A 22,502-nucleotide genomic window follows, 5' to 3' on the forward strand; every position below is an offset into this window, starting at 1 on the left:
AGGCCTCGTATCCGGTCAGAGGACCTGGTCGAGGAAGCGGCGCAGGCGCGGGGTCGTGGCGTCGTCGAACAGGGCGTCGGGGGTGCCGGTCTCCACCACGACGCCCTGATCCATGAACACCACACTGTCGGAGACCTCGCGGGCAAAGCCCATTTCGTGGGTCACCACGATCATCGACATGCCGCCAGAGGCGAGGTCGGCCATCAGTGCGAGCACGCCCTTGACCAGCTCCGGGTCCAGCGCCGAGGTGGCCTCGTCGAAGAACATCAGCTCCGGTTTCATGGCCAGCGCGCGGGCGATGGCCACGCGTTGCTGCTGGCCACCCGACAGCGACGCGGGCCTGGCATCGGCCTTGTCGGCCAGGCCGACGATCTCGAGCTGTTCGATCGCCAGCGCGCGGGCTTCGTCGGCGGACAGGCCACGCAGTTTGCGCGGGCCGAGGACGATGTTGTCGGCCACGGTCTTGTGGGGGAACAGGTTGAACTGCTGGAAGACCATGCCGATGCGCTGGCGCAGCTTGTCGGGGTTGTCCTTCAGTACGGACTTGCCGTCGAGAAGAACGTCGCCGGAATCGGGTTCGTGCAGGCGGTTGAGCACGCGCAGCAGGGTCGATTTGCCCGAGCCGGACGGGCCGATCACGGTGGTGGCGTGGCCTGCCTCGACGTGGATGTCGACGCCGCGCAGGATGTGGTTGTTGCCGAGCGTCAGGTTGAGACCGGTGCCCGTCAGCGATGCGCTCATGCACCTCGCCCTTCTGTGATGACTGCCTGTTCGATCGGGTCGGCGGGGGTGGGTTTGCCGGTGCGCATCCGCTGGTCGATGTAGTTGACCAGGTGGGTGAGCGGGATGGTGAGCACCAGGTACATCAGGCCCGCGGCGACCAGCGGGGACAAGTTGCCGGTCTGGGCGTTGAGGTCGCGGCCGACGGCGAACAGTTCGCGCTGGGAGGCGAGCAGGCCGAGGAAGTAGATCAGCGACGAGTCCTTGATCAGCGCGATGAACTGGTTCATCAGCGCGGGCAGCACCCGGCGCACACCCTGCGGGATCACCACCAGCGTCATGGCCTGGCGGTAACCGAAACCGATGGCGCGCGCGGCTTCGAGCTGGCCCGGCTCCACCGACTGGATACCCGAGCGGAAGATCTCGCCGATGTAGGCCGACGACAGCAGCGCGAGCGCGACCGCGCCGAGCCAGTACGGGTTGCCGCCGGTGATATTGCGGACGACAGGACCGATGCCGAGGCCGATCAGCAGGATGATCACGACGGCGGGCAGGCCGCGGAAGATGTCGGTGTAGACGCGGGCGGGCCAGCGCAACCAGCGGGTTCGGGAGATGCCCATCACCGCGAGGAGCATGCCGATCACGGTGCCGAGAATCCCCGAAACCAGTGCCAGGATCAGGGTATTCGGCAGACCGGTCTTGATCAGATCGGGGAAGGCCTGGCGGTACAGCGACCAGTCGAAGAAGGTGTCCTTCAGCTGCTGCAAGGTCGACTTCTGCGCGACTTGCTCTGTCTCCGGGGCCTTCTCGGCTGCCAGCGCTTTGAAGTCCGGAAGTTGTGGTGCCGGTGCGGCTTTCGAGCCGGGCTTCCAGCCGGGTGGGAGTTCGCGCGGGACCCAGTCGGCGTAGAGGCGGGCGTAGGTGCCGTCGGCGATCACCGCGTCGAGGCCCGAATTGAGTGCGTCGATCAGCGGCTGGTTGTTCTTGGCGACCGCGTAGCCGACGAAGTTGTCGAGGCTGAAGGTGTTCTGCGAGACCACGATTCCGTCGCCGGGCTTGATCGCACCCTCGGCCTGCGCGGACGGCGCCACCCAGGCGTCGACCTGGCCGGACTTCAGATTCGCGTAGGCGGTGTTGTAATCGGGGAACTTCACCGGGTCCAGCTTCAGCTGGTTCACCACGAACTCGTCCTGCACGGTGCCCTGCACCACCGCGATGCGCGAGCTGCCGGTCAGGTCGCCGAAGCCCTTGACCGCGCTGTTCTGCGGGACGACCAGGGAGAAGTAGCCGAAGTCGTAACCATTGGTGAAGCCGACCAGTTCGCGGCGGGCGTCGGTGGTGGTGATGTTGGACGAGCCCACATCGAAGCGCTTGCCCGACACCTGGGCGAGCAGGCCGGCGAACTCGGTGCCCGAGAACTCCACGCGCAGACCGAGTTTCGCGGCCATCGCGGCCAGTAGTTCGTTGTCGAAGCCGGTGAACGAGCCCTGGCCGTTGACGCAGATGCTCGGCGGGGCGTCGGAGAGGGTGCCGACGCTCAGGACGCCCGGGTTGAGCAGGCCGAGTTTCGAGGTGTCGATCTGCTCGACCGGTGCGGTGGTCGCCGTGGTGTAGCGGTCGGGGCCTGCGGTCTCGCCTGCGGCGAGGTTGGCCGGGGCGGCCGCGGCAGCTGCCGGGCCAGGTGGGGAACAGAGGTCGCGCGCGGTGCCGCTGTCGGAGCCACCGCAACCGGTCGCCGCGACGCCGACGAGGAGCAAGAGGGCGGCGATCCGCGCCTTGGTTCGTACACCTGCCATGGCGATAAACCCTAGCCGCAACCTTGCGAATCGAAGGTTACGCAGCGCGGCGGTATGACGTAGCTCCTACCGGATCGAGCCATCGGCCGGGTCCGATCGGATCAGGTCGCTACCACTGGCACGCCTCGAGCAGCACGCGGTTCAGGTTGTCATTCCGGGTCGGGCTCAGGCCAGCCCCTCGAGCACTTCCGGGTTCACCTCGTCGCGCCATTCGATCGCGCGACGCACCTCCGTGAGGTCGTAGTCGGGGCCGGAGACGCCGACGGTGAACAGGGTGACGCCCGCATCGTGCAACGCCTTCGCCTCGTCGCGACCCTGCCACTGCACCGAACGTTCGATCCGCGACTCGTCGGTCCCGACGGCCGCCGCGTGCTCGGCCAGCACCTTGTTCTTGTGCGCGAGCGTCGACACATCGGCGAAGGAGTGCCAGATGTCGGCGTACTCGGCGACCAGCCGGAGTGTTTTGCGCTCACCACCACCGCCGATGAGAATCGGGATGTCCCTGACCGGCGGCGGATTCAGCTTCGCCAGCCGGGCGGTGAGGCGAGACATGCTGTCCTTCAACAACTTCAGTCTGCTACCCGGCGTACCGAATTCATAACCGTACTCGTCGTAATCCCGCTCGAACCAGCCCGCGCCGATCCCCAGAATCAGCCTGCCACCACTGATGTTGTCGACCGTGCGCGCCATATCGGCCAGCAGATCCGGATTCCGGTACCCACCCCCGGTCACCAGCGCACCCAGCTCGACCCGCTCGGTCTGCTCCGCCCAAGCACCGAGCATCGTCCAGCATTCGAAGTGCGCGCCCGCCGGATCACCGGTGAGCGGAAAGAAGTGGTCCCAGTTGAAGACGATGTCGACCCCGGCGTCCTCCGCCCGCAACACCGCATCACGGATCAGCCCGTAATCAGGCGCGTGCTGAGGCTGAAGCTGGACTCCGATACGCACCGGACGACTCATACCGTTAGCTCCTCGAGGGCTCGCCGATTGCTCCGCGACCGAGGCTACCCGGAGCTCGCTGGGGTCGCATGGTCCTGCGGTGTGATGGGCCCGGTGGTCTCGTCGCGGGTGCGTGCCGCCGCGATAACTCGCCAGGCAGCATAGAGGCTGACGAGGATGACCAGTGCGTAGGGCACCGCGAACACGAACGCTTCTGAAATCGACAACCGCGGGGTCATCCGCGGTTGACCATCGAGGCTGTTGCGGGCGTCATCGAGCCCGCCGGTGATCAGCAATGCGGCCGCGGCCGAGCTCAGCAGCAGCCCGATGAAGGTGATGACTGCGCCGGAGCGGCGCGGGAGCAAGGCGGCACCGACCAGCGTCGCGCAGATTCCGGGCAGGAAAAGGACGATCCCCAGGATCAGGACGAACAACCAGTTCCAGGCGATGTCGGCGCCAGTTCCGGTGATCGCGTCCACCACGTATGCCACACCGACGGCGACCAGCGGAAAAACGATCGGCGATACGGCCGACATGACAACCCAGGTTCTGACTTTCCGCATGATCGAGGATTACACAGATGCACTGCTCGACAACCGGCGTGCAGGTCCCTCGCCTGGCGTCGCGGGGGCGGCTACTGTGATGGCGCTCGTACCGAATAAGAACCCGTACTCGGATCGTCCGGCACGTTCCTGCCGGGATGGGATGTTGATCTACGCATGGCTACCGTTACTTTCGACCGCGCTACCCGGCTGTACGCCGGTGCCACCAAACCCGCGGTCGACGCACTGAACCTCGAGATCGCCGACGGCGAATTCCTGGTCCTCGTCGGGCCCTCCGGGTGTGGCAAGTCGACCTCGCTGCGGATGCTGGCCGGGCTCGAAGAAGTCAACAGCGGGTGCATTCGGATCGGCGAGAAGGACGTGACCAACGCCGAACCCAAGGATCGCGATATCGCGATGGTGTTCCAGAACTACGCGCTGTACCCGCACATGTCGGTCGCGGAGAACATGGGTTTCGCGCTGAAGCTGGCCAAGGTGTCCAAGGCCGAGCGCGACGAGCGGGTGCTAGAGGCGGCCAAGCTGCTCGACCTCGAGCAGTACCTGGATCGCAAGCCGAAGGCACTGTCCGGCGGTCAGCGTCAGCGAGTCGCGATGGGACGCGCGATCGTGCGGCAGCCGCGGGTGTTCCTGATGGACGAGCCCCTGTCGAACCTCGACGCCAAACTGCGCGTGCAGACCCGCACCCAGATCGCGCAGTTGCAGCGACGACTCGGCACCACCACGGTCTACGTCACCCACGACCAGGTCGAGGCGATGACCATGGGCGACCGCGTCGCGGTCCTCAAGGACGGCCTGCTCCAGCAGTGCGCCTCCCCGCGCGACCTCCACCGCGATCCGGCGAACATGTTCGTCGCCGGTTTCATGGGTTCGCCCGCGATGAACCTGTTCACGCTGCCCGTCACCGACGGCGCCGTCACCATCGGCGGCTACTCGGTCCAGGTCCCGCGCGCGGTGGCCGACGCCGGTGAGGGTTCTGTGGTGCTCGGCATCCGTCCCGAACACCTCGAGGTGGGCAACGGCGGCCTCGAGATGGAGGTCGACGTCGTGGAGGAGCTCGGCTCCGACGCCTACGTCTACGGCCGCGCACTCTCCGCCGGCGCGAGCGGCCAGACCGGCGAAACCATTGTGGCGCGCGTGGATTGGCGCAACCCGCCGTGCAAGGGCGATCGCCTCTGCCTGACCGCCGACCCCGAACACGTGTACTTCTTCAGCGTCGACGGCCGCCGCCTGCGCTGAATCAGCTTGTTGGACAGTCGATCACCAGGCTTTCCTGGCGGCATCGCCCGAGAGGGAAAACCACCAGAGCCTGGTGATCAGCTGTCCAGTTTCTTTCGGCGCTCGGCTCGGTCGCGGAGGTAGTCGTCGTTCACTCGGACTGCCAGGCGTTCGAGGGGGATTTCGGTGCCGTCGGGGGTGCGGAGGTCGACCCGGACCGGGTCGCCTGTCTCGGCGTCCACTCGGAGCAGTGGCGGGGGGCCCGGCTGGAGGTACGCGTCGCCCCATTGCCACAGGGCCACTACGGCGGGGAGTAGTTCTCGGCCCATTGTGGTGAGGGTGTATTCGTGGCGGGTGCGTTTGCCTTCTTCCTGGTAGGGGCGTTTTTCCAGGAGGCCGGCGGCGGTGAGTTTGCGGAGTTGGGCCGATGCGGCGGCGTCGGTGATGCCCACGCGGCGGGCGAAGCCGTCGAAGCGGCGGGTGCCGTAGTAGGCCTCACGCAGGATGAGCATCGCGGAGCGGGTGCCGATGAGGTCCATGGCTCTGGCGATGGAACAGCCTTCGGTGTTCCATCTGCTGAGATCGGCCAGGGGTCCTTCCATCACGGCTGCCATGAGAGACATCATAGCCAATCTGACTTGAGTTGATGATAGTTAGGGCTTACGCTGGCTATTGTCAGCTAGAGTCAGCGGTGTCGAAAGAGGACTTTCCATGCGAGACGCGGTCATCGTCGAAGCGGTACGCACGCCGATCGGGCGGGGTAAGCCGAACGGCGCACTTCACGACGTTCATCCTGTTGATCTGCTGGCGCACAGCCTGCGGGCGGTGGTCGAGCGCAGCGGGATCGATCCCGTGCTGATCGACGACGTGATCGGCGGGATCGTCACCCAGGCCGGGGAACAAGGGTCGAATATGACTCGGCGGGCCGCCCTCGCCGCTGGATATCCGGAATCGGTTCCCGCCACGACGGTGGATCGGCAGTGCGGTAGTAGTCAGCAGGCGATTCACTTTGCGGCACAAGGGGTTATCGCGGGTGCCTATGACATTGTGGTGGCCGCGGGTGTGGAATCGATGGGGCGAGTTCCCATGGGGGCCAATCTTGTTGGAGCCACCGACCTGTCCGGCGTTGCTTTCGCGGAGCGCTATCCCGAGGATCTCGTTCCGCAGGGGATCAGTGCCGAGTTGATCGCCGCCAAATGGGGGCTTACTCGTACCCAGCTCGACGAGTTCGCGCTCGGGAGTCACGAAAAGGCCGCTCGGGCAACCAAAGACGGGCTCTTCGCGGATGAACTCGCGCCGATCAACGCGCTGAGCGCAGATGAGGGGATCCGGGTCGGCAGCACTCTCGATACCCTCGCGAAACTGAAGCCGGCCTATTACGACCCCGCGATGGCGGCGCGATTCCCGCAGATCGGCTGGGAGATCACCGCCGCCTCGGCCAGTCAGGTCAGCGACGGGAGTTCGGCGGTGCTGATCATGTCCGGCGAACGCGCCGAGCAGCTCGGACTGCGCCCGTTGGCCCGGCTGCACAGCTTCTCCGTCGCGGGCGACGATCCGTTGCTGATGCTCACGGCAGTCATCCCGGCCACCGAGAAGGTCTTGCGGCGGGCGGGTCTCGATATCTCCGACATCGACCTGTTCGAGATCAACGAGGCGTTTTCGCCGGTTGTGCTGGCGTGGGCCAAGGAGACCGGGGTGGATATGAGCCGGGTGAACGTCAACGGTGGGGCGATCGCGCTCGGGCATCCGCTCGGTGCGTCCGGGGCCCGGTTGATGACGACGCTGGTACACGCGATGCGGCAGCGTGGGGCGCGCTTCGGATTGCAGACGATGTGCGAAGCGGGTGGACTCGCCAACGCCACCATCATCGAACGTTTGTGAACGACGGGGTCGGCGCGAGCACCTTCGAAGCCGGCCCCTCATCTCCGCGTCGTAGCATCGGGCGGCCGCGCTGACCGTGGGCGTCGCCGCCCTGCGCGTCCGTGGCACCGGGGTCGGCGCTCACCCGTGAGCGCCGCCTTCCGGATCAGGTTGCGATGGCGCTGCCCGGGGGAAGAAGGTTCGTTGCCGGTATCTGCAGGCCCTCTACGATCGGTCGGGTGGACGCCGACTTGTTTGTTTATGCGATTCCGTTGCGGACGCGGTTTCGGGGGATCACCGTGCGTGAGGGGATGTTGATTCGCGGCGAGTTGGGATGGGGGGAGTTCTGCGCGTTTCCCGAGTATGACGACCGGGAGGCTGCCGGATGGTTGGCCACTGCGGTTGAGCAGGTGACTGTGGGGTGGCCTGCGCCGGTACGCGATCGGATTCCGGTGAATTGCACTGTGCCCGCGGTAGATGCGGAGCGCGCGGGGCGAATTGTGCGGGAATCCGGTTGTGCCACTGCGAAAGTGAAAGTGGCTGATCATCCGGATTCTCTGGCCGAGGATTTGGCGCGGGTGGCGGCGGTGCGGGAGGCGATCGGGGAAGCGGGGGCTGTTCGGGTCGATGCGAATGCGGTGTGGGACGTGGAGACAGCCGTTCGGCATATCGGGGAGATCGATAGGGCTGCTGGGGGTTTGGAGTATGTAGAGCAGCCGTGTCGGACCATCGAGGAATTGGCGGAGGTTCGGGCGCGGGTTTCGGTGCCGATCGCCGCGGATGAGTCGATTCGGCGGGCCGAGGATCCGATGCGGGTCGCGGTGGCGGGAGCGGCTGATGTGGCGGTGCTCAAGTGCACGCCGCTGGGTGGGGTGCGGCGGGCGTTGGTGGTGGCCGGGGCGGCCGGGCTGCCTACCGTTGTGTCGTCGGCGCTGGAGACCAGCGTCGGGCTGTCCGCGCAGCTCGCGCTGGCGGGGGCATTGCCCGAGCTCGAATTCGCCTGCGGGTTAGGCACTCTCGCGCTGTTCGAAGGCGACCTCGTCGCGGATTCGCTGCTGCCGGTGGACGGGTGGTTGCCGGTGCCGACCGCGCCACCGGAGCCCGACCTCGCGTTGCTCGACAAGTACCGACACCCCGATCCCGAACGGGTCGACTGGTGGTTGCGCCGGTACGACCGGGTCAGCGCCCTACTCGATCGGTAATCACCAGGCAGTCACTACCAAAGGGGCCCGCCCCGATCTGGACTGACCGGAGGGTGCGTAGACATGAGCGGGTCAGCGCCCTACTCGATGGGTAATCACCAGGCTGTCTCTACCCAAAGGGGCCCGCCCCGATCTGGACTGACCGGAGGGTCCCGGGTTAGAGCTGACTCGTCACTCCTGCGACGAAGGAGTACCCGGAGGGAGGGAAGATCGGGGCCTCCGGGGCCCCGCTCGAGCGCGCCAGCGCTCCAAAAACACAGCCTCAAACCACCCGGGTCGGCAAACCCCGAGGCTCGACCAATCAGCTAACCGAACCGAACACCACAGCCGGAAAATGTCGTTCGGATCAACAATCCGGCCTCCACACCGATAACGCCGTCAACCAATTCGACGTACCGGGTACAGAATTCAGGCCCGTGCGCCGCTTCTGCAGGATCAGCCAAATGGTGGGCGAGTTCGTGCAGGACCACCAGTTCACGAAGCGCCCAAGCAGTCGAACCGGTGTGGAGCGGCACGGCAAGAACAGCATTCGCGGGCTCATAATGTGCCGCCGCGGAACCACCACGAGCGCGGACACGAACCGGCACCGCAGCCCGCTCCCATTGCACACGAACCCAATTCAGCGCAAGCACCTTGTCGACATAACTCTGCACCGACTCCACAGAAGCAAAACGCCGCTCCACCGGCAAGGTCAGCTGCGAACCGTAGACGTCGACCGTGCGATGCCCGAACTCATCGGCCCGATCGAACACGCCACGTACCAATTGCTCACCGTCGTACACTTTGACCCGCTGACTGTCACGCTGCGTCTCTGCCGAATCATGGTGCGGCACAGCTAGTCCGATCGACCGTCGCCGCATTCGACTGCCGTGCCGAACCCGGAGGGTGTCCGGCGAGCAGTTTCGGCGCACGCCACAAGCGCGTCGGGTGCCGGGGATCGAACGCCCCGCTCGACGATGGATCCGCAAGCGGTCGACACCGTGGCGCGGGCGGCCCTGCGCCCCCGCGATTGCCCACAGGGTTCCACGAACTCATCGGTCCGTCAGTCGTCGACGAGCGGCAGGCAGCTCCGGCGAGGTACCCAAGCGGGCCGTTCGCCCCGCTCGGTCCCCCGCGCGACGGGCAGCGGCGGAGTGACCGGTGGAAGTCTGTGGCCCGCGCCAGGTTCCGCGAGCTTCGGAGGTGGCCGTGTAGAAGTCGGTGAGGGCTACTTCTTTGTCGCGTAGGGCCAAGGCGGTTCCGGTCGACTCGACGGCCGATTCCTCGGCGACGACTTCGGCTTTCACCTCGGCCAACCGTGCGCCGATGCGGGCCGCGAAAGCCATCTGGAAGTTCAGCCGCGCGGTCACCCCGGCCACCGGGACCTCCACCCGGCGACGCACCGCGCGGCCCAAGCGCTTCTCGGTGACGACCTTCGAGACCGTGGCCTCGCGATACGCGCCGGATTTGATGTAGTGATCCGACGCCCGAACCATCTGGATGAGCAGGCTGGCGTAGAGGGCTTCGCAGGTGTCGATGTCGGCGGCGAAGCCGTAGGCGTAGACCTGGGCGGAGGTGCGGGCGACATCGCAGCGAACGTCGTTGGCTGTGGCGATCGCCACGAATAGTTGGACATAGGTGCGCAAGCCTTTTCGGCCGGGTTCGCCGATCGGGATGATCCGCTGCACCGGCGCCGACCTGCGCTCGCGCGAGGCGACATGGGAGCGGGCGACCGCGAGATCGATCGAGGATTTCGTCGCGAGTCGCTGCGCGGCGGCGAGGAAGGCCTCCGCCTCGTGGGCGTTGTCGGTGGACTCGGCCTTGCGCAGCAAACCACCGATGCGGGTGAGCATCCGATCAGGGGTCGCGGGACTTGTCACAAGCAATGACCCTAAGCCACCCCACCGACACACAAACTGTGTAAGTCTTTGCCCGTTCTCGGCCGCCTCGATCTGGACTGACCGGAGGGTGCGACGAAGGAGTGCCCGCAGGGAGGGAAGATCGAGGCCCTCAGGGCCGAGAACACGCGGGCCCCGGCCCGCCACAAATACTGTATGTTGCCTGTTGCACCGCACGGTGTGCTGCTGCTCACGTCTTGACCCTGGAGTGTCCGCGATGGCTTTGAAGTTTGTCCCCAGAGCGACGATGGCTGCTGCCTCGATCGCCCTGCTCACCGCAACGTTCGCCAGTGGATGCTCGAGTGACGACGGTGGGAACGCGCTCGACCAGAACCTGACCGGGCACGGCCCGATCACCTACGTCGAGGGCAAGGACACCACCGAAACCGGTGTGGTGAAACAGCTCATCGATCGCTGGAACGCCGCGCACCCGAACGAGCAGGTGACGTTCAAGGAGCAGTCGGCCGACGGCACCCAGCAGCACGACGACCTCGCCGAGCACTTCCGCGCCAAGCAGGACGGCTACGACGTCGTCGCCCTCGACGTGAAGGACACCGCAGAGTTCGCCGCGAAGGGCTGGGTCCAGCCGCTCGAGGGCAGCTTCGCGATCGACACCGCGCCGCTGCTCGCGCCGACCGTGGCCAGCGCCACCTACAACGGCAAGCTGTACGCGGCCCCGAAGAACACCAACGGCGGCCTGCTGTACTACCGCAAGGACCTGGTGCCCAACCCGCCGAAGACCTGGACCGAGATGCTCGGCCAGTGCCAGGTGGCCCGCGACAACAACATGGGTTGCTACGCCGGTCAGCTCGCCCCCTACGAGGGCCTGACCGTGAACACCTCCGAGGTCATCAACGCCTTCGGCGGCAGCTTCGTCGGTGCCGACGGCAAGACCCCCACCGTGAACAGCCCGGAGTCGAAGGCGGGCCTGAAGGTCCTCGTCGACGCCTACAAGAACGGTGACATCCCCAAGGAAGCCATCACCTTCAAGGAAGGCGAGAGCGCCAGCGCGTTCGAGGAAGGCAAGCTGCTGTTCCTGCGCAACTGGCCCTACCTCTACGCCCAGGCCTCGGCCGACGGCTCCGCGGTGGAGGACAAGTTCGGCGTCGCACCGCTGCCGGGCAACACCGGCGTCGGCGCCTCGACCCTCGGCGGCTACAACGCCGCGATCAGCGCGTTCTCCAAGAACAAGGCCACCGCCGCTGACTTCGTTCGCTACCTGATCAGCGAAGAGGCGCAGCAGATCATCGCCTCGGGCTCGCTGCCCTCGGTGCGCACCTCGCTCTACGACGACCCGGCCCTGATCGCGAAGATGCCGTACCTGCCCACGCTGAAGGAATCCATCGCCAGCGCGGTGCCGCGTCCGGTGACCCCGTTCTATCCGCTGGTGTCGAAGGCCATCCAGGACAACGCTTATGCTGCACTGACCGGTGCCAAGTCCGTCGACGACGCCGTCGCGGGCATGCAAAAGGGCATCGAGACCGCAGGTTCGTAGCGGTACGCGCAGCGGACCCGACCAGACCGTAGGAGAGTAGTAACGGTGTCGGATCCTTCGGGAGCCAAGCAGCGCGGGCTAGCGCTGCACCTGCGACAATCCGGCAAGGCGTGGCTGTTCGTCGCGCCTGTGCTGGTCGCACTGGCCGTGGTCATCGGTTATCCGGTGGTCGAGGCGATCTGGATGTCCACGCAAAAGGACTCCGGCATCGACCCGGCCACCGGGATGTTCGTCGAGGGCGGCGGCGCCGGGTTCAGCAACTACACGCACTGGCTGATGCAGCAGTGCGGGTCGCTGATGGGCACGGTGTCGTGCCCCACCGGCACGCTCGGCTCACAGTTCTGGTCGGCGGTCGGGATCACCCTGTTCTTCACCGTGATCACGGTATCGCTCGAGGCCCTGCTGGGTCTGGGTATGGCCATGGTGATGGGCAAGACATTCCGCGGCCGGGCGCTGCTTCGTGCCGCCGTGCTGATCCCGTGGGCGATTCCGACCGCGGTCACAGCGCGGTTGTGGGAGTTCATGTTCCAGTACGACGGTGTCGTGAACCGGGTGCTCGGCACGCACATCCTGTGGACCTCGGATGTGTGGGCCTCGCGCTTCGCGGTGATCGCGGCCGACGTGTGGAAGACCACGCCGTTCATGGCGCTGCTGATTCTGGCCGGGCTGCAGGTGATTCCGGCCGATGTGTACGAGGCGGCCAAGGTCGACGGTGCGTCGGCCTGGCAGCGGTTCCTGCACATCACGCTGCCGCTGCTCAAGCCCGCGCTGCTGGTGGCGGTGCTGTTCCGCACGATGGACGCGCTGCGCATGTACGACCTGCCCGCGATCATGACCGGCGCGAACCCGGCGACCAACACGCTGTCGATCCTGGTGGTCGAGCAGGTGCGCCAAGGTCCCAACAGCGCCGCGGCACTGTCGGTGATCACGTTCTTGCTCGTCTTCGCGATCGCGTTCGTCCTGGTGAAGGTGCTGGGCGCCAACGCCGTTCGCACGCAGGAAGAACAGCGGAAGGCGAACTGATGAGCATCTCGATGACCAAAGAAGCTGGCGCCGAGTCGAATTCGGTGCCCAAGCAGCCGGTGTCGTGGCGCAAGCGGTTCGGCACCGTGCGGATGTACCTCGGCGTCGCCATCGTGCTGGTGTGGGGTCTCGGACCGTTCTACTGGATGGCCGTTGTCGCCTTCCGCGACCCGGCCCACACCTTCGACAGCACCCCGTGGCCCACCCACGTGACGCTGGAGAACTTCCGCAACGCCTTCGACACCAGCCGCGGCAACAACTTCGGCAAGGCGATCCTCAACAGCGTGATCATCGGCTCGGCGACCACCGCCGTGGCGCTGATCCTTGGCGTCCTCGCGGCCTACGCGCTGGCGCGGATGACCTTCGCAGGCAAGTACCTGATCTCGGGGCTGATCCTGTCGGCGTCGATGTTCCCCGCCGTGGTGCTGGTGACACCGCTGTTCCAGCTGTTCACCGACATCGGCTGGATCGGCCAGTACCAGGCGATGATCATCCCGAACATCTCGTTCGTGCTGCCGATGACGGTCTACATCCTGGCCTCGTTCTTCGCCGAACTGCCGTGGGAGCTCGAAGAAGCCGCGCGCATCGACGGTGCGAGCAAGTTCCAGGCCTTCCGGTTGATCATGCTGCCGCTGGCCGCGCCCGCGGTGTTCACCACCGCGATCCTGGCGTTCATCGCCTCGATCAACGAATACCTGCTGGCCCGGTTGCTCTCTGGCGACGACACCAAGCCGGTGACGGTCGCGATCGCGAGCTTCTCGGGCAACGACCCGCTGGTGCAGCCGTACGCGGCGATCATGGCGGCGGGCGTGATCGTCACCGTGCCGCTGGTGATCATGGTGCTGATCTTCCAGCGCCGCATCATCTCCGGTCTCACCGCGGGCGGCGTCAAGAGCTGACCTGCCGGGATCCGGGCGTACCGCCGGGTAGAGTCGCCTGCACCGATATCGACGTCGGTGCAGGTGAGTTCTTCTCGCTCCGAAAGGAGATGGTGTGGCCTCCCAGCGCGGGCGCGGGCGTTCCGACGAGGACGTGCCGTACACCTCGATAGCCGGGTTCCGCGATCCGCTGGCGAACGAGCAGAAGTCGGCAAAGGGAGCGGCACGACGGGCGCAAGCAGCCAGACTCGCCGCCGACAACCCGCCTGACAAGGGCGCGGCGCGCCGGGACCAGGCTGCGCGGTTCGGCGGCGATCCCCCCGGCAAAGGCGCGGCTCGGCGGGAACAGTCCGCGCGGCTCGGTACCGACGCTCAGCAACGTCGACCGCGCACCAGAGGCCAGCGCATCCGCCGATTGCTGCTCGCGCTCTTCCTGATCTTCGTGTGTGTGCCCGCCCTGCTGCTCGTGGCCGTGTACTGGAGTTCGGAGATACCCGAACCGGCCGAGGTCGCGGTCGAACAACCCGCCACCGTGCTCGCCGCCGACGGCACCACCGTGCTGACGAAATTCATTCCGCCACAGGGCAATCGGATTCCCATCCCGCTCACGGACGTGCCGTATCCGGTGCGTGACGCCGTGCTGGCGGCCGAGGACCGCACCTTCTACACCAACGCCGGTTACTCGACCAGCGGCTTCCTGCGCGCCGCCCGCGACAATCTGACCGGCCAGGACAACGCGGGCGGCGGCTCGACGATCACCCAGCAGTACGTGAAGAACGCCTTCCTCAGCTCCGAACGCACCGTGACCCGCAAGATGCGGGAGCTGATCATCGCGGCGAAGATGGCGCGGCAGTGGAGCAAGGACGAGATCCTGTCCGCCTACCTCAACACCATCTACTACGGGCGCGGGGCATACGGGATCGCCGCCGCGTCGAAGGCCTATTTCGCCAAGCCGGTGCCCGAGCTGACCCTCGCCGAGGGCGCGGTGCTGGCGGCGGTGATCCGCTCTCCCTCGGTGCTGGATCCGGAGAACCATTTCGACCAGTTGCGGGCGCGCTGGCAGTACGTCCTGGACGGGATGGTCGAGATGAACGTGCTGGCACCCGGTGATCGTGACGCGACGGTGTTCCCGCCGATCATCCCCCTGGATGACGTGTCCGTGGAAGCGGTGGCGCTCGGACCCGAAGGCCACATCCGCACCCAGGTGCTGCGCGAACTGCGGGCCGCGGGCCTCGACGACGCCGACATCAACACGGGCGCACTGCAGATCACCACCACCATCGACGCCGCAGCGCAGGCCGGTGCGGTCGACTCGGTGCGTGAACGTTTCTCGTGGCAGCCACCGGAACTGCGCTCGGCGGTGGTATCGATCGATCCGCGCAGCGGGGCGGTGCGCGCCTACTACGGCGGCGAGGACGGCACCGGCTTCGATTTCGCGCAGGCACCGCTCCAAACCGGTTCGGCGTTCAAGGTTTTCGCGCTCGTCGCCGCCCAACAGCAGGGCATCCCGGTGACGCGGGCGATGGACAGCTCGCCGATCACCGACCGCGGCACCGAGATCACCAATGTGGAGGGCGACTCGTGCGGGCGCTGCTCGCTCGCCGAGGCGCTCAAACGCTCGCTCAACACCAGCTTCTACCGGCTCACCATGACGATGGCCGACGGCCCACGCTCGATCGCCGAGGCCGCGCACCTGGCCGGTATCCCCGAATACATTCCCGGCGTCGACGGCGTGAGCCTTTCCGAGCCGGACGGATACCCGCTCAACGGCATCGTGCTCGGGCAGTATCTGGTGCGGCCCATCGACATGGCGTCGGCCTACGCGACGCTGGCCGCCTCCGGGATCTACCACCAGCCCTACTTCGTACAGAAGGTGAGCACCGGCGACGGCCGGGTGCTGCTCGACCGTGGTGCGGAAAACCGTGCGGGAAGGCAACTCTCGGAACCCGAACAGCGCATCACCGCCGCCATCGCCGACGCCACCACCTCGGCGATGCTGCCGATCGCCAACTACTCCAACGGGCACGGCCTCGCCGAGGGCAGACAGTCGGCGAGCAAGACGGGAACCACCCAACTCGGCGAGACCAAGGACAACAAGGACGCGTGGATGGTCGGGTACACGCCCTCGCTGTCGACCGCGGTGTGGGTGGGCACCGAGCACCCGCAGCCGCTGCGCAACGGGCGCGGCGGGGCCATCTGGGGTTCGGGGCTGCCGGCCGACATCTGGAAGCAGACGATGGACGCCGCGCTGGCGGGGACACCGGTCGAACAGTTCGAGGTGCAGCCGCTGCCGAGCCCGCCGCTGGTGCCCTCCCCCGGGACTCAGGCGCCGCCGAGCGGTGGCTTCGACATCTTCGGTCCGCCGACGAACTCACCGCGCCCCACCCCGCCGCCGCTGATCATCATTCCGCCCGCGCCGACGCCCGCGGCGCCCGGCGAGCTGTTCCCCGGGCTCGGTGGCGAAGGGCCGCGATAGATCACGAGTTGGCGCAGCCGCACCCGACTACCGTGGGGACATGGCAACATCGTTGCCCAGAGCGCGAACCGCCCGACCAGGTCGAATGATCCCGGCGCGGAACCTGTCGGACCGATACGGGAGGATGTGCGGTCGGTACCGACATGCGAGGAACACTAGACATAGGGGCTACGCAGGTGGATTTCAATGTCGTTGACCGTCCCGAGACGCTGATCGCGGGCACGGTGCTCCGCAGTCCGGCGCTCGCCGTCGAGGGGCCGCGCCGCGCCAAGGTGGTCGAGGCATGGGCGCACCTGCGGGCGAGAACGTTACCGGGGCCGGTCGCGACGGGCTACGTGGATTTCGCGCCGGAGATCAATTCCTACCTGACTCACATCGTCGGCTACGAGTGCAAAACGCTCGCCGACCTGCAGGCGGGCGATGTGCTCGGCCGAATCCCCGCGGGCCGCTACGCGCGCTTCGTCGCCAGCGGCGACAACCTCGGCGACACCATCGTCGGGCTGTGGCGCCAGGTCTGGGACGCCGAGGCCGCGGGTGAATTCGAGCGGGCCTACACCGGCGACTGCGAGCAGTATCCCGACGAGAACACCGTCGAGATCTTCGTTTCGCTGATCGAGGAGAAGAACAGCTGATGGCCGTTGATTTCGAAATCGTCACCCTCGACGACGGGCTGATCGCGGGCCTCACCGTGCCGTTGGCCGGGCGTGAGGTCACCGCGCGCGACCTCGATCTGGTGAATTTCACCTGGGATAGATACCTGTCACGAGAGAAAACCGTGCCACGCGCCGCGGCCTACATCGGCCAGAACGATCACGCGGTGGCCGTGCTCGGTTACGAGGTAGCAGGCCTCGACGACATCGATGAAGGCGACGTACTCACCCGCATTCCAGCGGGCCGCTACGCCAAGTTCGTGGTCTCGGACAAGCCATACGACCTACTACGCACCGCCTGGGCACAGGTCATCAAAGCCGAGAACGCAGGCACCATCACCCGCTCACACACCGCCGAACTCGAGCGCTACACCGGACCGACTTCCGTCGAGGTGTACGTCTCCCTGGATTAGAAAAAGCCGGTGCCCCACGAAAGATCATGGGGCACCGGCTTTTTCGTTCAGTGATTAATCGGCACCGATGATGAACGCCTCGAGCTGAGTGCGCGCGACATCGTCGGCGATCTGCACGGGCGGGGACTTCATCAGGTAGGCCGAAGCCGGAATGACCGGTCCGCCGATGCCGCGGTCCTTGGCGATCTTCGCCGCGCGGACAGCGTCGATGATGATGCCTGCCGAGTTCGGCGAATCCCACACCTCGAGCTTGTACTCCAGGTTGATCGGGGCGTCACCGAAGGCGCGACCCTCGAGGCGCACGTAGGCCCACTTGCGGTCGTCGAGCCACTCCACGTAGTCCGAGGGACCGATGTGGACGTTGCGGTCGTGGACCTTGCCCGCCAGCGAACCGGTGAGGTTCGAGGTGACGGCCTGGGTCTTGGAGACCTTCTTCGACTCCAGACGCTCGCGCTCGAGCATGTTCTTGAAGTCCATGTTGCCGCCGACATTGAGCTGGTAGGTGCGATCGAGCACCACGCCGCGGTCTTCGAACAGCTTGGCCATCACGCGGTGGGTGATGGTCGCGCCGACCTGGGACTTGATGTCGTCGCCGACGATCGGGACACCGGCGTCGACGAACTTCTGCGCCCAGACCGGGTCGGAGGCGATGAAGACCGGCAGCGCGTTGACGAAGGCGACGTTCGCGTCGATCGCGCACTGCGCGTAGAACTTGTCGGCTTCTTCGGAACCCACCGGCAGGTAGGAAACCAGCACGTCGACCTTGGCATCCTTGAGCGCCTTGACCACGTCTACCGCGGGCGCCTCGGACTGCTCGATGGTCTCGGAGTAGTACTTGCCGATGCCGTCGAGGGTCGGGCCACGCAGGACCGTCACGTCGGTCGGCGGCACATCGGAGATCTTGATGGTGTTGTTCTCGCTGGCGAAGATGGCCTCCGCCAGGTCGAAGCCGACCTTCTTGGCGTCGACATCGAACGCGGCCACGAACTTCACGTCGCGCACGTGGTAGGTGCCGAACTTGACGTGCATGAGGCCGGGAACGACCTGGTTCTCGTCGGCGTCCTTGTAGTACTGCACGCCCTGCACGAGCGACGATGCGCAGTTGCCCACACCGACGATCGCGACGCGGACTTCGCCGGATCCAACCTTGTTGACATCACTCATGGCCGCTCTTTCCCTCTTTCTGTGGTGCCGCCTTCGTCGATTGCTCCGCCGCAATCAACTCGTTGAGCCAGCGCACTTCGCGCTCGCTTGATTCCAATCCGAGCTGGTGGAGCTGCTTGGTGTAGCGATCCAAAGACCCACTGGCCTTCTTGATCGCCTCCCGCAGACCCTCTCGTCGCTCCTCGACCTGACGCCGCCTGCCCTCCAGGATCCGCATTCTCGCCTCGGCGGGAGTGCGGCTGAAGAAGGCGAGGTGAACGCCGAAACCGTCATCGGTGTAGTTCTGCGGACCGGTGTCGGCAAGAAGTTCGGAGAACCGTTCCCGCCCGACCGGCGTGAGCCGGTAGACGCGGCGCGCACGGCGCGCGATCGCGCCCTCCGGAAGCTCCTCGGCGATCAACCCGTCGGCCTGCATCCTGCGCAGCGTCGGGTAGAGCGAACCGTAGGAGAAGGCCCGGAACGCCCCGAGCAGGCCCGTCAACCGCTTGCGCAGCTCGTAACCGTGCATGGGCGCGTCGAGGAGCAGGCCGAGAATCGCCAATTCGAGCACTGCCGACCTCACTCCCTGACTATGACGGCCTGACAGACCGTACGAACCTAACCGTGGATGCGAGTTCCAACTATATCGGGCCGATATAACAACGCACAACGTAATGACGCAGATCACTCCGTCATCTCTTGTGCCATGGGCGTGCCTATCTGAACCCCGCTACTCTGGTGATCGTGCGAATTCAGCGGCAGGTGGTGGACTATGCGCTCCGGCGCAGGTCCCTGCTGGCCGATGTCTACGCGGGGCGGGTCGGCGTCGCCGAGGTGTGCGACGCGAATCCGTATCTGCTCAGGGCCGCGAAGTTTCACGGCCGGGGCAGTGAGGCGACCTGCCCGATCTGTCGAAAAGAGCAGCTGACGTTGGTTTCGTGGGTGTTCGGTGACGGGCTCGGCCAAGCGGCTGGGTCGGCGCGCACACCCGAGGAACTGATTCGGATGGCAGAGTCGAACGAGGAATTCTCGGTGCATGTCGTCGAGGTGTGTCGTTCGTGCAGCTGGAACCATCTGGTGCAGTCGTATGTACTCGGCACGGCCCCGGCGCCGGCTCGGCGACGAACGAGTTCGCGAGCTCGGCGCTCTGCTGCCGAATGATGTGCTGCCGAGTGATGGACTGCCGAGTGATGGTGGCCACCGCGTGATGCGCCGCTGTTCGGGGTGCACCCTTTCCGCGCCGGTACTCCGGCGCGGATGTTGTGTGCCCGAACCTTACAAGTTATGGAGATCTGGTCAGTGAGTTCGCCCTACGAATCCTCCCCCCACGGCGATGATCCGCGCGGCGGCCGTCCCGCTCGGGGTGCACAACCGGGTCTCCCCCCACAGTCGGGTGATCGACCCGGTGGTCCGCCGCCGCGTCTGCCGGGGCCGAACGGTCCGCGCCCGCAGGGTGGGCCCGGTGGTCCCGCGCAGGGTGGTCGTCCGCCCGCGCCCGGTGGGCGTGGTCCGCAGGGGCCGCCGCCCGGTCGTCAGCAGGGTCCGCCGCCCGGTGGCGTGCCGCCGCGTCGGCCGGGTCAGCCGCCGCAGCGTCCGGGTGGACCGCAGGGTGGACCGCCTCCGCAAGGTGCGCCCGGTCAGGGCAGGCCGCCACAGGGTCGGCCCGCGCAGCCTGGTCGTCCCTTGCCTCCCGCGGCTAACGCGACCCAGAAACTTCCCCGTCCCGGTGCTCCCGAGGAGCCGACGGTGCGCTCGGGTCAGCCGGGCGCCGACCGGACCGTGCGTGCGGGCGGCGACGATCTCGGACGGGCCACCCGCGCGGGTGGCGCCGCCGCGGCCGCACGTGCCGGTGCGGGTCGCCGCCCCGGCGGACCGACCAGCGGTGAGCGTCGCGCCACCGCGGCGGGCGGCCCGGTGTCGGGTGAGCGTCGTGCCCTCGCCGGTGAACGTCGTCCGGGCGGCCCGCCGCCGACCGGTCCGCGCAACCGCCGCGATGGTGGCGGGGGCGACGACGGCTCGGGTAGTGATGGTGCGGTGAAGAAATCACCGTGGCGCATCGTTCGCCGAACGCTCTATGTCCTGATGGCGCTGGCCATCGTGGTGCCGAGCGCGGTGTTCCTCGTCGCGTACACCGCGGTGTCGGTGCCCAAACCCGGCGACCTCGAGACCAACCAGGTCGCCACGATCTTCGCCAACGACGGCAGCACCGAGATCAGCAAGGTGGTTCCGCCGCAGGGCAACCGCACCGAGGTCTCGATCGATCAGATCCCGCCGCACGTGCGCAATGCCGTGATCGCCGCCGAGGACCGCGACTTCTACACCAACCCCGGCTTCTCGGTCTCGGGCTTCGCTCGCGCCGCCCGCGACAACATCCTCGGCAAGGAAAGCGCCGGTGGTGGTTCCACGATCACCCAGCAGTACGTGAAGAACGCGCTGGTCGGTGACGAGCGGTCGATGACGCGCAAGATGCACGAGCTGGTGATCTCGGCCAAGATGGCGCGCCAGTGGAGCAAGGAAGACATCCTTGCCGCCTACCTGAACACGATCTACTTCGGTCGTGGCGCGTACGGCGTCGACGCCGCGGCCAAGTCCTACTTCGGCAAGCCGGTGCAGGAACTGACCGTGGCCGAGGGCGCGGTGCTCGCCGCCACGATTCAGCTGCCCTCGATGCTGGATCCGGAGAAGAACCCCACCGGCGCGAAATCGCGCTGGGACTACGTGCTCGACGGCATGGTCGCGGAGAACAACCTGCCCGCCGCCGAACGTCAGTCGATGCAGTACCCGCAGGTCGTGTCGCTGGCCTCGCTCGGCGACAAGAACAACGACGAGGGCCCGTCGGGCCTGGTGAAGAACCAGGTGCTGCAGGAGCTCTCGTCCGCTGGCATCAGCGAGCAGCAGCTCAACACCGAGGGCCTGCAGATCACCACCACGATCGACCCGAAGGCGCAGGACGCCGCGATCAAGGCCGCGCAGGGCAAGCTCGAAGGTGAGCCCGAGAACCTGCGCACCGCAGTGGTTTCGATCGACCCCCGTACCGGTGCGGTCCGCGCCTACTACGGCGGTAACGACGGCCAGGGCTACGACTTCGCCAATGCCGGTCTGCCGACCGGTTCTTCGTTCAAAGCGATCGGTCTTGCCGCCAATCTCGAACAGGGCATTCCGCTTTCGCAGCTCTACGACAGCTCGCCGATCACCGTCAACGGCATCCAGATCGGCAATGTCGAGGGCGAGGGTTGCGGCATGTGCACCATCGCCGAGGCGATGAAGCGTTCGCTGAACACCAGCTTCTACCGCATGCAGCTCGACATGCAGAACGGTCCGCAGAAGATCGCCGACATGGGCCACAAGCTCGGTATCGCCAAGGAACTGCCCGGCGTCGGCCCCACGCTGACCGAGCCCGGCGGCGCGGGCCCCAACAACGGCATCGTGCTCGGCCAGTACCAGTCGCGACCGCTGGATATGGCCTCGGCCTACGCCACGTTCGCCGCGTCGGGTGTCTATCACGCACCGCATTTCGTGCAGCGCGTGGTGACGGCAAAGGGCGAGGTGCTGATGGACCGCGGCGAGCCCGCCGGTGAACAGCGCATCAGCGCCGCGGTGGCGGACAACGTCACCGCCGCGATGAAGCCGATCGCGGCCTACTCGCGCAACCACAACCTCGCCGGCGGCCGAGAGTCCGCGGCCAAGACCGGTACCCACCAGCTCGGCGACACCGGCAACAACCGTGACGCCTGGATGGTCGGTTACACCCCGTCGCTGTCGACCGCGGTGTGGATCGGTACCGAGCAGGGCGAGCCGATCAAGAACTACGGCGGCAGCATCATCTACGGTTCCGGGCTGCCTTCCGATATCTGGAAGGCGGCGATGGACGGTGCGCTGTCCGGTACGCCGAACGAGTCCTTCCCCAAGCCGTCCCCGATCAAGGGTCAGGCCGGTGTGCCGGAATGGTCGGCGCCCTACACCGCGCCCGAGACCACCGCGCCGGTGATCGTGCCGCCGGTGATCGTGCCTTCGCAGGTCGAGATCCTGCCCGGGATCCGGATTCCGGTGCCAGGGGTGCAGCAGCCCGCGGTGCCGCAGTCGCAGCAGACGCCCGAGACCGGTACGGGCCCGCTGCCCGGCCAGCCGACGGCGGGGCCTGAGGGTTCACCGACGACGGGCGCCCGGCCCGGCAACGGTCAGGGCGGCGGCAACGACGAGGAAAGCGGCGGCGCGGGAGCCACGCCGACGAGATCCAGGTAGCCACCGGTAG

The 22,502-nt window shown here is 66.7% G+C and carries 20 protein-coding genes; 11 read left to right on the forward strand and 9 right to left on the reverse strand.

Features of this window, described 5'->3' with window-relative positions; genetic code table 11:
* Window positions 1–15: 15 nt before the first annotated feature.
* The 4 genes from ACFW6D_RS16290 to ACFW6D_RS16305 form a co-directional block, all read right to left on the reverse strand.
* Entirely contained in the window at window positions 16–741 is a 726-nt protein-coding gene (locus ACFW6D_RS16290; RefSeq protein ID WP_379328887.1) for an amino acid ABC transporter ATP-binding protein, read from the reverse strand.
* Window positions 738–2,516: an ABC transporter substrate-binding protein/permease gene (locus ACFW6D_RS16295; protein ID WP_379328889.1), complete on the reverse strand. Its 1,779-nt coding sequence runs from the start codon at window positions 2,514–2,516 to the stop codon at window positions 738–740. The genes ACFW6D_RS16290 and ACFW6D_RS16295 overlap by 4 nt, the downstream gene beginning before the upstream one ends.
* A 165-nt stretch (window positions 2,517–2,681) precedes the next feature.
* Entirely contained in the window at window positions 2,682–3,476 is a 795-nt protein-coding gene (locus ACFW6D_RS16300; protein WP_379328891.1) for an LLM class F420-dependent oxidoreductase, read from the reverse strand.
* Between the two features lie 44 nt (window positions 3,477–3,520).
* A complete protein-coding gene (locus tag ACFW6D_RS16305; RefSeq protein WP_379328893.1) occupies window positions 3,521–4,018 on the reverse strand; it encodes a hypothetical protein in 498 nt (165 codons plus the stop codon).
* Between the two features lie 156 nt (window positions 4,019–4,174).
* On the opposite strand from ACFW6D_RS16305, the gene ACFW6D_RS16310 reads away from it, so the two are divergent.
* On the forward strand, window positions 4,175–5,254 hold the full coding sequence (locus ACFW6D_RS16310; protein WP_379328895.1) for an ABC transporter ATP-binding protein: 1,080 nt from the start codon (window positions 4,175–4,177) through the stop codon (window positions 5,252–5,254).
* Between the two features lie 77 nt (window positions 5,255–5,331).
* Here the strand turns inward: ACFW6D_RS16310 and ACFW6D_RS16315 are convergent, their stop codons facing one another.
* Window positions 5,332–5,847, reverse strand: a complete 516-nt coding sequence (locus tag ACFW6D_RS16315; RefSeq protein ID WP_379328897.1) for a winged helix-turn-helix transcriptional regulator — start codon at window positions 5,845–5,847, stop codon at window positions 5,332–5,334.
* 97 nt (window positions 5,848–5,944) lie between these two features.
* On the opposite strand from ACFW6D_RS16315, the gene ACFW6D_RS16320 reads away from it, so the two are divergent.
* Window positions 5,945–7,114: a thiolase family protein gene (locus ACFW6D_RS16320; RefSeq protein WP_379328899.1), complete on the forward strand. Its 1,170-nt coding sequence runs from the start codon at window positions 5,945–5,947 to the stop codon at window positions 7,112–7,114.
* A gap of 230 nt (window positions 7,115–7,344) precedes the next feature.
* Complete coding sequence (locus ACFW6D_RS16325) at window positions 7,345–8,295, forward strand: o-succinylbenzoate synthase (protein ID WP_379329018.1); 951 nt, start codon at window positions 7,345–7,347, stop codon at window positions 8,293–8,295.
* A 305-nt stretch (window positions 8,296–8,600) separates the two neighbouring features.
* Here the strand turns inward: ACFW6D_RS16325 and ACFW6D_RS16330 are convergent, their stop codons facing one another.
* Entirely contained in the window at window positions 8,601–9,128 is a 528-nt protein-coding gene (locus ACFW6D_RS16330; protein ID WP_379328901.1) for a TIGR04338 family metallohydrolase, read from the reverse strand.
* A gap of 198 nt (window positions 9,129–9,326) precedes the next feature.
* On the reverse strand, window positions 9,327–10,127 hold the full coding sequence (locus ACFW6D_RS16335; RefSeq protein WP_379329020.1) for a DUF2786 domain-containing protein: 801 nt from the start codon (window positions 10,125–10,127) through the stop codon (window positions 9,327–9,329).
* A gap of 262 nt (window positions 10,128–10,389) precedes the next feature.
* On the opposite strand from ACFW6D_RS16335, the gene ACFW6D_RS16340 reads away from it, so the two are divergent.
* The 6 genes from ACFW6D_RS16340 to ACFW6D_RS16365 all read left to right on the forward strand — a co-directional run bounded on the left by ACFW6D_RS16340 (window position 10,390) and on the right by ACFW6D_RS16365 (window position 17,107).
* The gene (locus ACFW6D_RS16340; RefSeq protein ID WP_379328903.1) at window positions 10,390–11,667 is read left to right on the forward strand and encodes an ABC transporter substrate-binding protein; all 1,278 of its coding nucleotides are present in this window, start codon (window positions 10,390–10,392) and stop codon (window positions 11,665–11,667) included.
* 45 nt (window positions 11,668–11,712) lie between these two features.
* Window positions 11,713–12,690: a carbohydrate ABC transporter permease gene (locus tag ACFW6D_RS16345; protein WP_379328905.1), complete on the forward strand. Its 978-nt coding sequence runs from the start codon at window positions 11,713–11,715 to the stop codon at window positions 12,688–12,690.
* Between the two features lie 11 nt (window positions 12,691–12,701).
* Window positions 12,702–13,589 carry a carbohydrate ABC transporter permease gene (locus tag ACFW6D_RS16350; protein ID WP_379328907.1) on the forward strand — a complete coding sequence of 296 codons (888 nt, stop codon included), beginning with the start codon at window positions 12,702–12,704 and terminating at the stop codon, window positions 13,587–13,589.
* Window positions 13,590–13,683: 94 nt separating this feature from the next.
* Entirely contained in the window at window positions 13,684–16,044 is a 2,361-nt protein-coding gene (locus ACFW6D_RS16355; protein WP_379328909.1) for a transglycosylase domain-containing protein, read from the forward strand.
* A gap of 176 nt (window positions 16,045–16,220) precedes the next feature.
* Entirely contained in the window at window positions 16,221–16,676 is a 456-nt protein-coding gene (locus tag ACFW6D_RS16360; RefSeq protein WP_379328911.1) for a GyrI-like domain-containing protein, read from the forward strand.
* Window positions 16,676–17,107 (forward strand): GyrI-like domain-containing protein, encoded by a 432-nt coding sequence (locus ACFW6D_RS16365; RefSeq protein ID WP_378634896.1) that lies wholly within the window; start codon window positions 16,676–16,678, stop codon window positions 17,105–17,107. The genes ACFW6D_RS16360 and ACFW6D_RS16365 overlap by 1 nt, the downstream gene beginning before the upstream one ends.
* Window positions 17,108–17,161: 54 nt before the next feature.
* Here ACFW6D_RS16365 and ACFW6D_RS16370 read toward each other — a convergent pair whose 3' ends face one another.
* Complete coding sequence (locus ACFW6D_RS16370) at window positions 17,162–18,271, reverse strand: inositol-3-phosphate synthase (RefSeq protein WP_379328913.1); 1,110 nt, start codon at window positions 18,269–18,271, stop codon at window positions 17,162–17,164.
* Window positions 18,264–18,821, reverse strand: coding sequence for a PadR family transcriptional regulator (locus tag ACFW6D_RS16375; RefSeq protein WP_379238509.1), 558 nt, complete (start codon window positions 18,819–18,821; stop codon window positions 18,264–18,266). The genes ACFW6D_RS16370 and ACFW6D_RS16375 overlap by 8 nt, the downstream gene beginning before the upstream one ends.
* A gap of 173 nt (window positions 18,822–18,994) precedes the next feature.
* Between ACFW6D_RS16375 and ACFW6D_RS16380 the strand changes: the two genes are divergently transcribed.
* Window positions 18,995–19,411 (forward strand): DUF5318 domain-containing protein, encoded by a 417-nt coding sequence (locus tag ACFW6D_RS16380; protein WP_170112103.1) that lies wholly within the window; start codon window positions 18,995–18,997, stop codon window positions 19,409–19,411.
* 921 nt (window positions 19,412–20,332) lie between these two features.
* A complete protein-coding gene (locus ACFW6D_RS16385) occupies window positions 20,333–22,492 on the forward strand; it encodes a transglycosylase domain-containing protein (protein ID WP_379329022.1) in 2,160 nt (719 codons plus the stop codon).
* Window positions 22,493–22,502: the final 10 nt, after the last annotated feature.

This window comes from Nocardia sp. NPDC058705 (genome assembly GCF_042749305.1).
Lineage (GTDB): Bacteria > Actinomycetota > Actinomycetes > Mycobacteriales > Mycobacteriaceae > Nocardia.

What these genes read in the sequence shown, in the direction of transcription:
- ACFW6D_RS16290 (WP_379328887.1), bottom strand. Translation starts at nt 741, where the DNA reads ATGAGCGCATCGCTGACGGGCACCGGTCTCAACCTGACGCTCGGCAAC.
- ACFW6D_RS16295 (WP_379328889.1), bottom strand. Translation starts at nt 2,516, where the DNA reads ATGGCAGGTGTACGAACCAAGGCGCGGATCGCCGCCCTCTTGCTCCTC.
- ACFW6D_RS16300 (WP_379328891.1), bottom strand. Translation starts at nt 3,476, where the DNA reads ATGAGTCGTCCGGTGCGTATCGGAGTCCAGCTTCAGCCTCAGCACGCG.
- ACFW6D_RS16305 (WP_379328893.1), bottom strand. Translation starts at nt 4,018, where the DNA reads ATGCGGAAAGTCAGAACCTGGGTTGTCATGTCGGCCGTATCGCCGATC.
- ACFW6D_RS16310 (WP_379328895.1), top strand. Translation starts at nt 4,175, where the DNA reads ATGGCTACCGTTACTTTCGACCGCGCTACCCGGCTGTACGCCGGTGCC.
- ACFW6D_RS16315 (WP_379328897.1), bottom strand. Translation starts at nt 5,847, where the DNA reads ATGGCAGCCGTGATGGAAGGACCCCTGGCCGATCTCAGCAGATGGAAC.
- ACFW6D_RS16320 (WP_379328899.1), top strand. Translation starts at nt 5,945, where the DNA reads ATGCGAGACGCGGTCATCGTCGAAGCGGTACGCACGCCGATCGGGCGG.
- ACFW6D_RS16335 (WP_379329020.1), bottom strand. Translation starts at nt 10,127, where the DNA reads ATGCTCACCCGCATCGGTGGTTTGCTGCGCAAGGCCGAGTCCACCGAC.
- ACFW6D_RS16340 (WP_379328903.1), top strand. Translation starts at nt 10,390, where the DNA reads ATGGCTTTGAAGTTTGTCCCCAGAGCGACGATGGCTGCTGCCTCGATC.
- ACFW6D_RS16350 (WP_379328907.1), top strand. Translation starts at nt 12,702, where the DNA reads ATGACCAAAGAAGCTGGCGCCGAGTCGAATTCGGTGCCCAAGCAGCCG.
- ACFW6D_RS16365 (WP_378634896.1), top strand. Translation starts at nt 16,676, where the DNA reads ATGGCCGTTGATTTCGAAATCGTCACCCTCGACGACGGGCTGATCGCG.
- ACFW6D_RS16370 (WP_379328913.1), bottom strand. Translation starts at nt 18,271, where the DNA reads ATGAGTGATGTCAACAAGGTTGGATCCGGCGAAGTCCGCGTCGCGATC.
- ACFW6D_RS16385 (WP_379329022.1), top strand. Translation starts at nt 20,333, where the DNA reads ATGGCGCTGGCCATCGTGGTGCCGAGCGCGGTGTTCCTCGTCGCGTAC.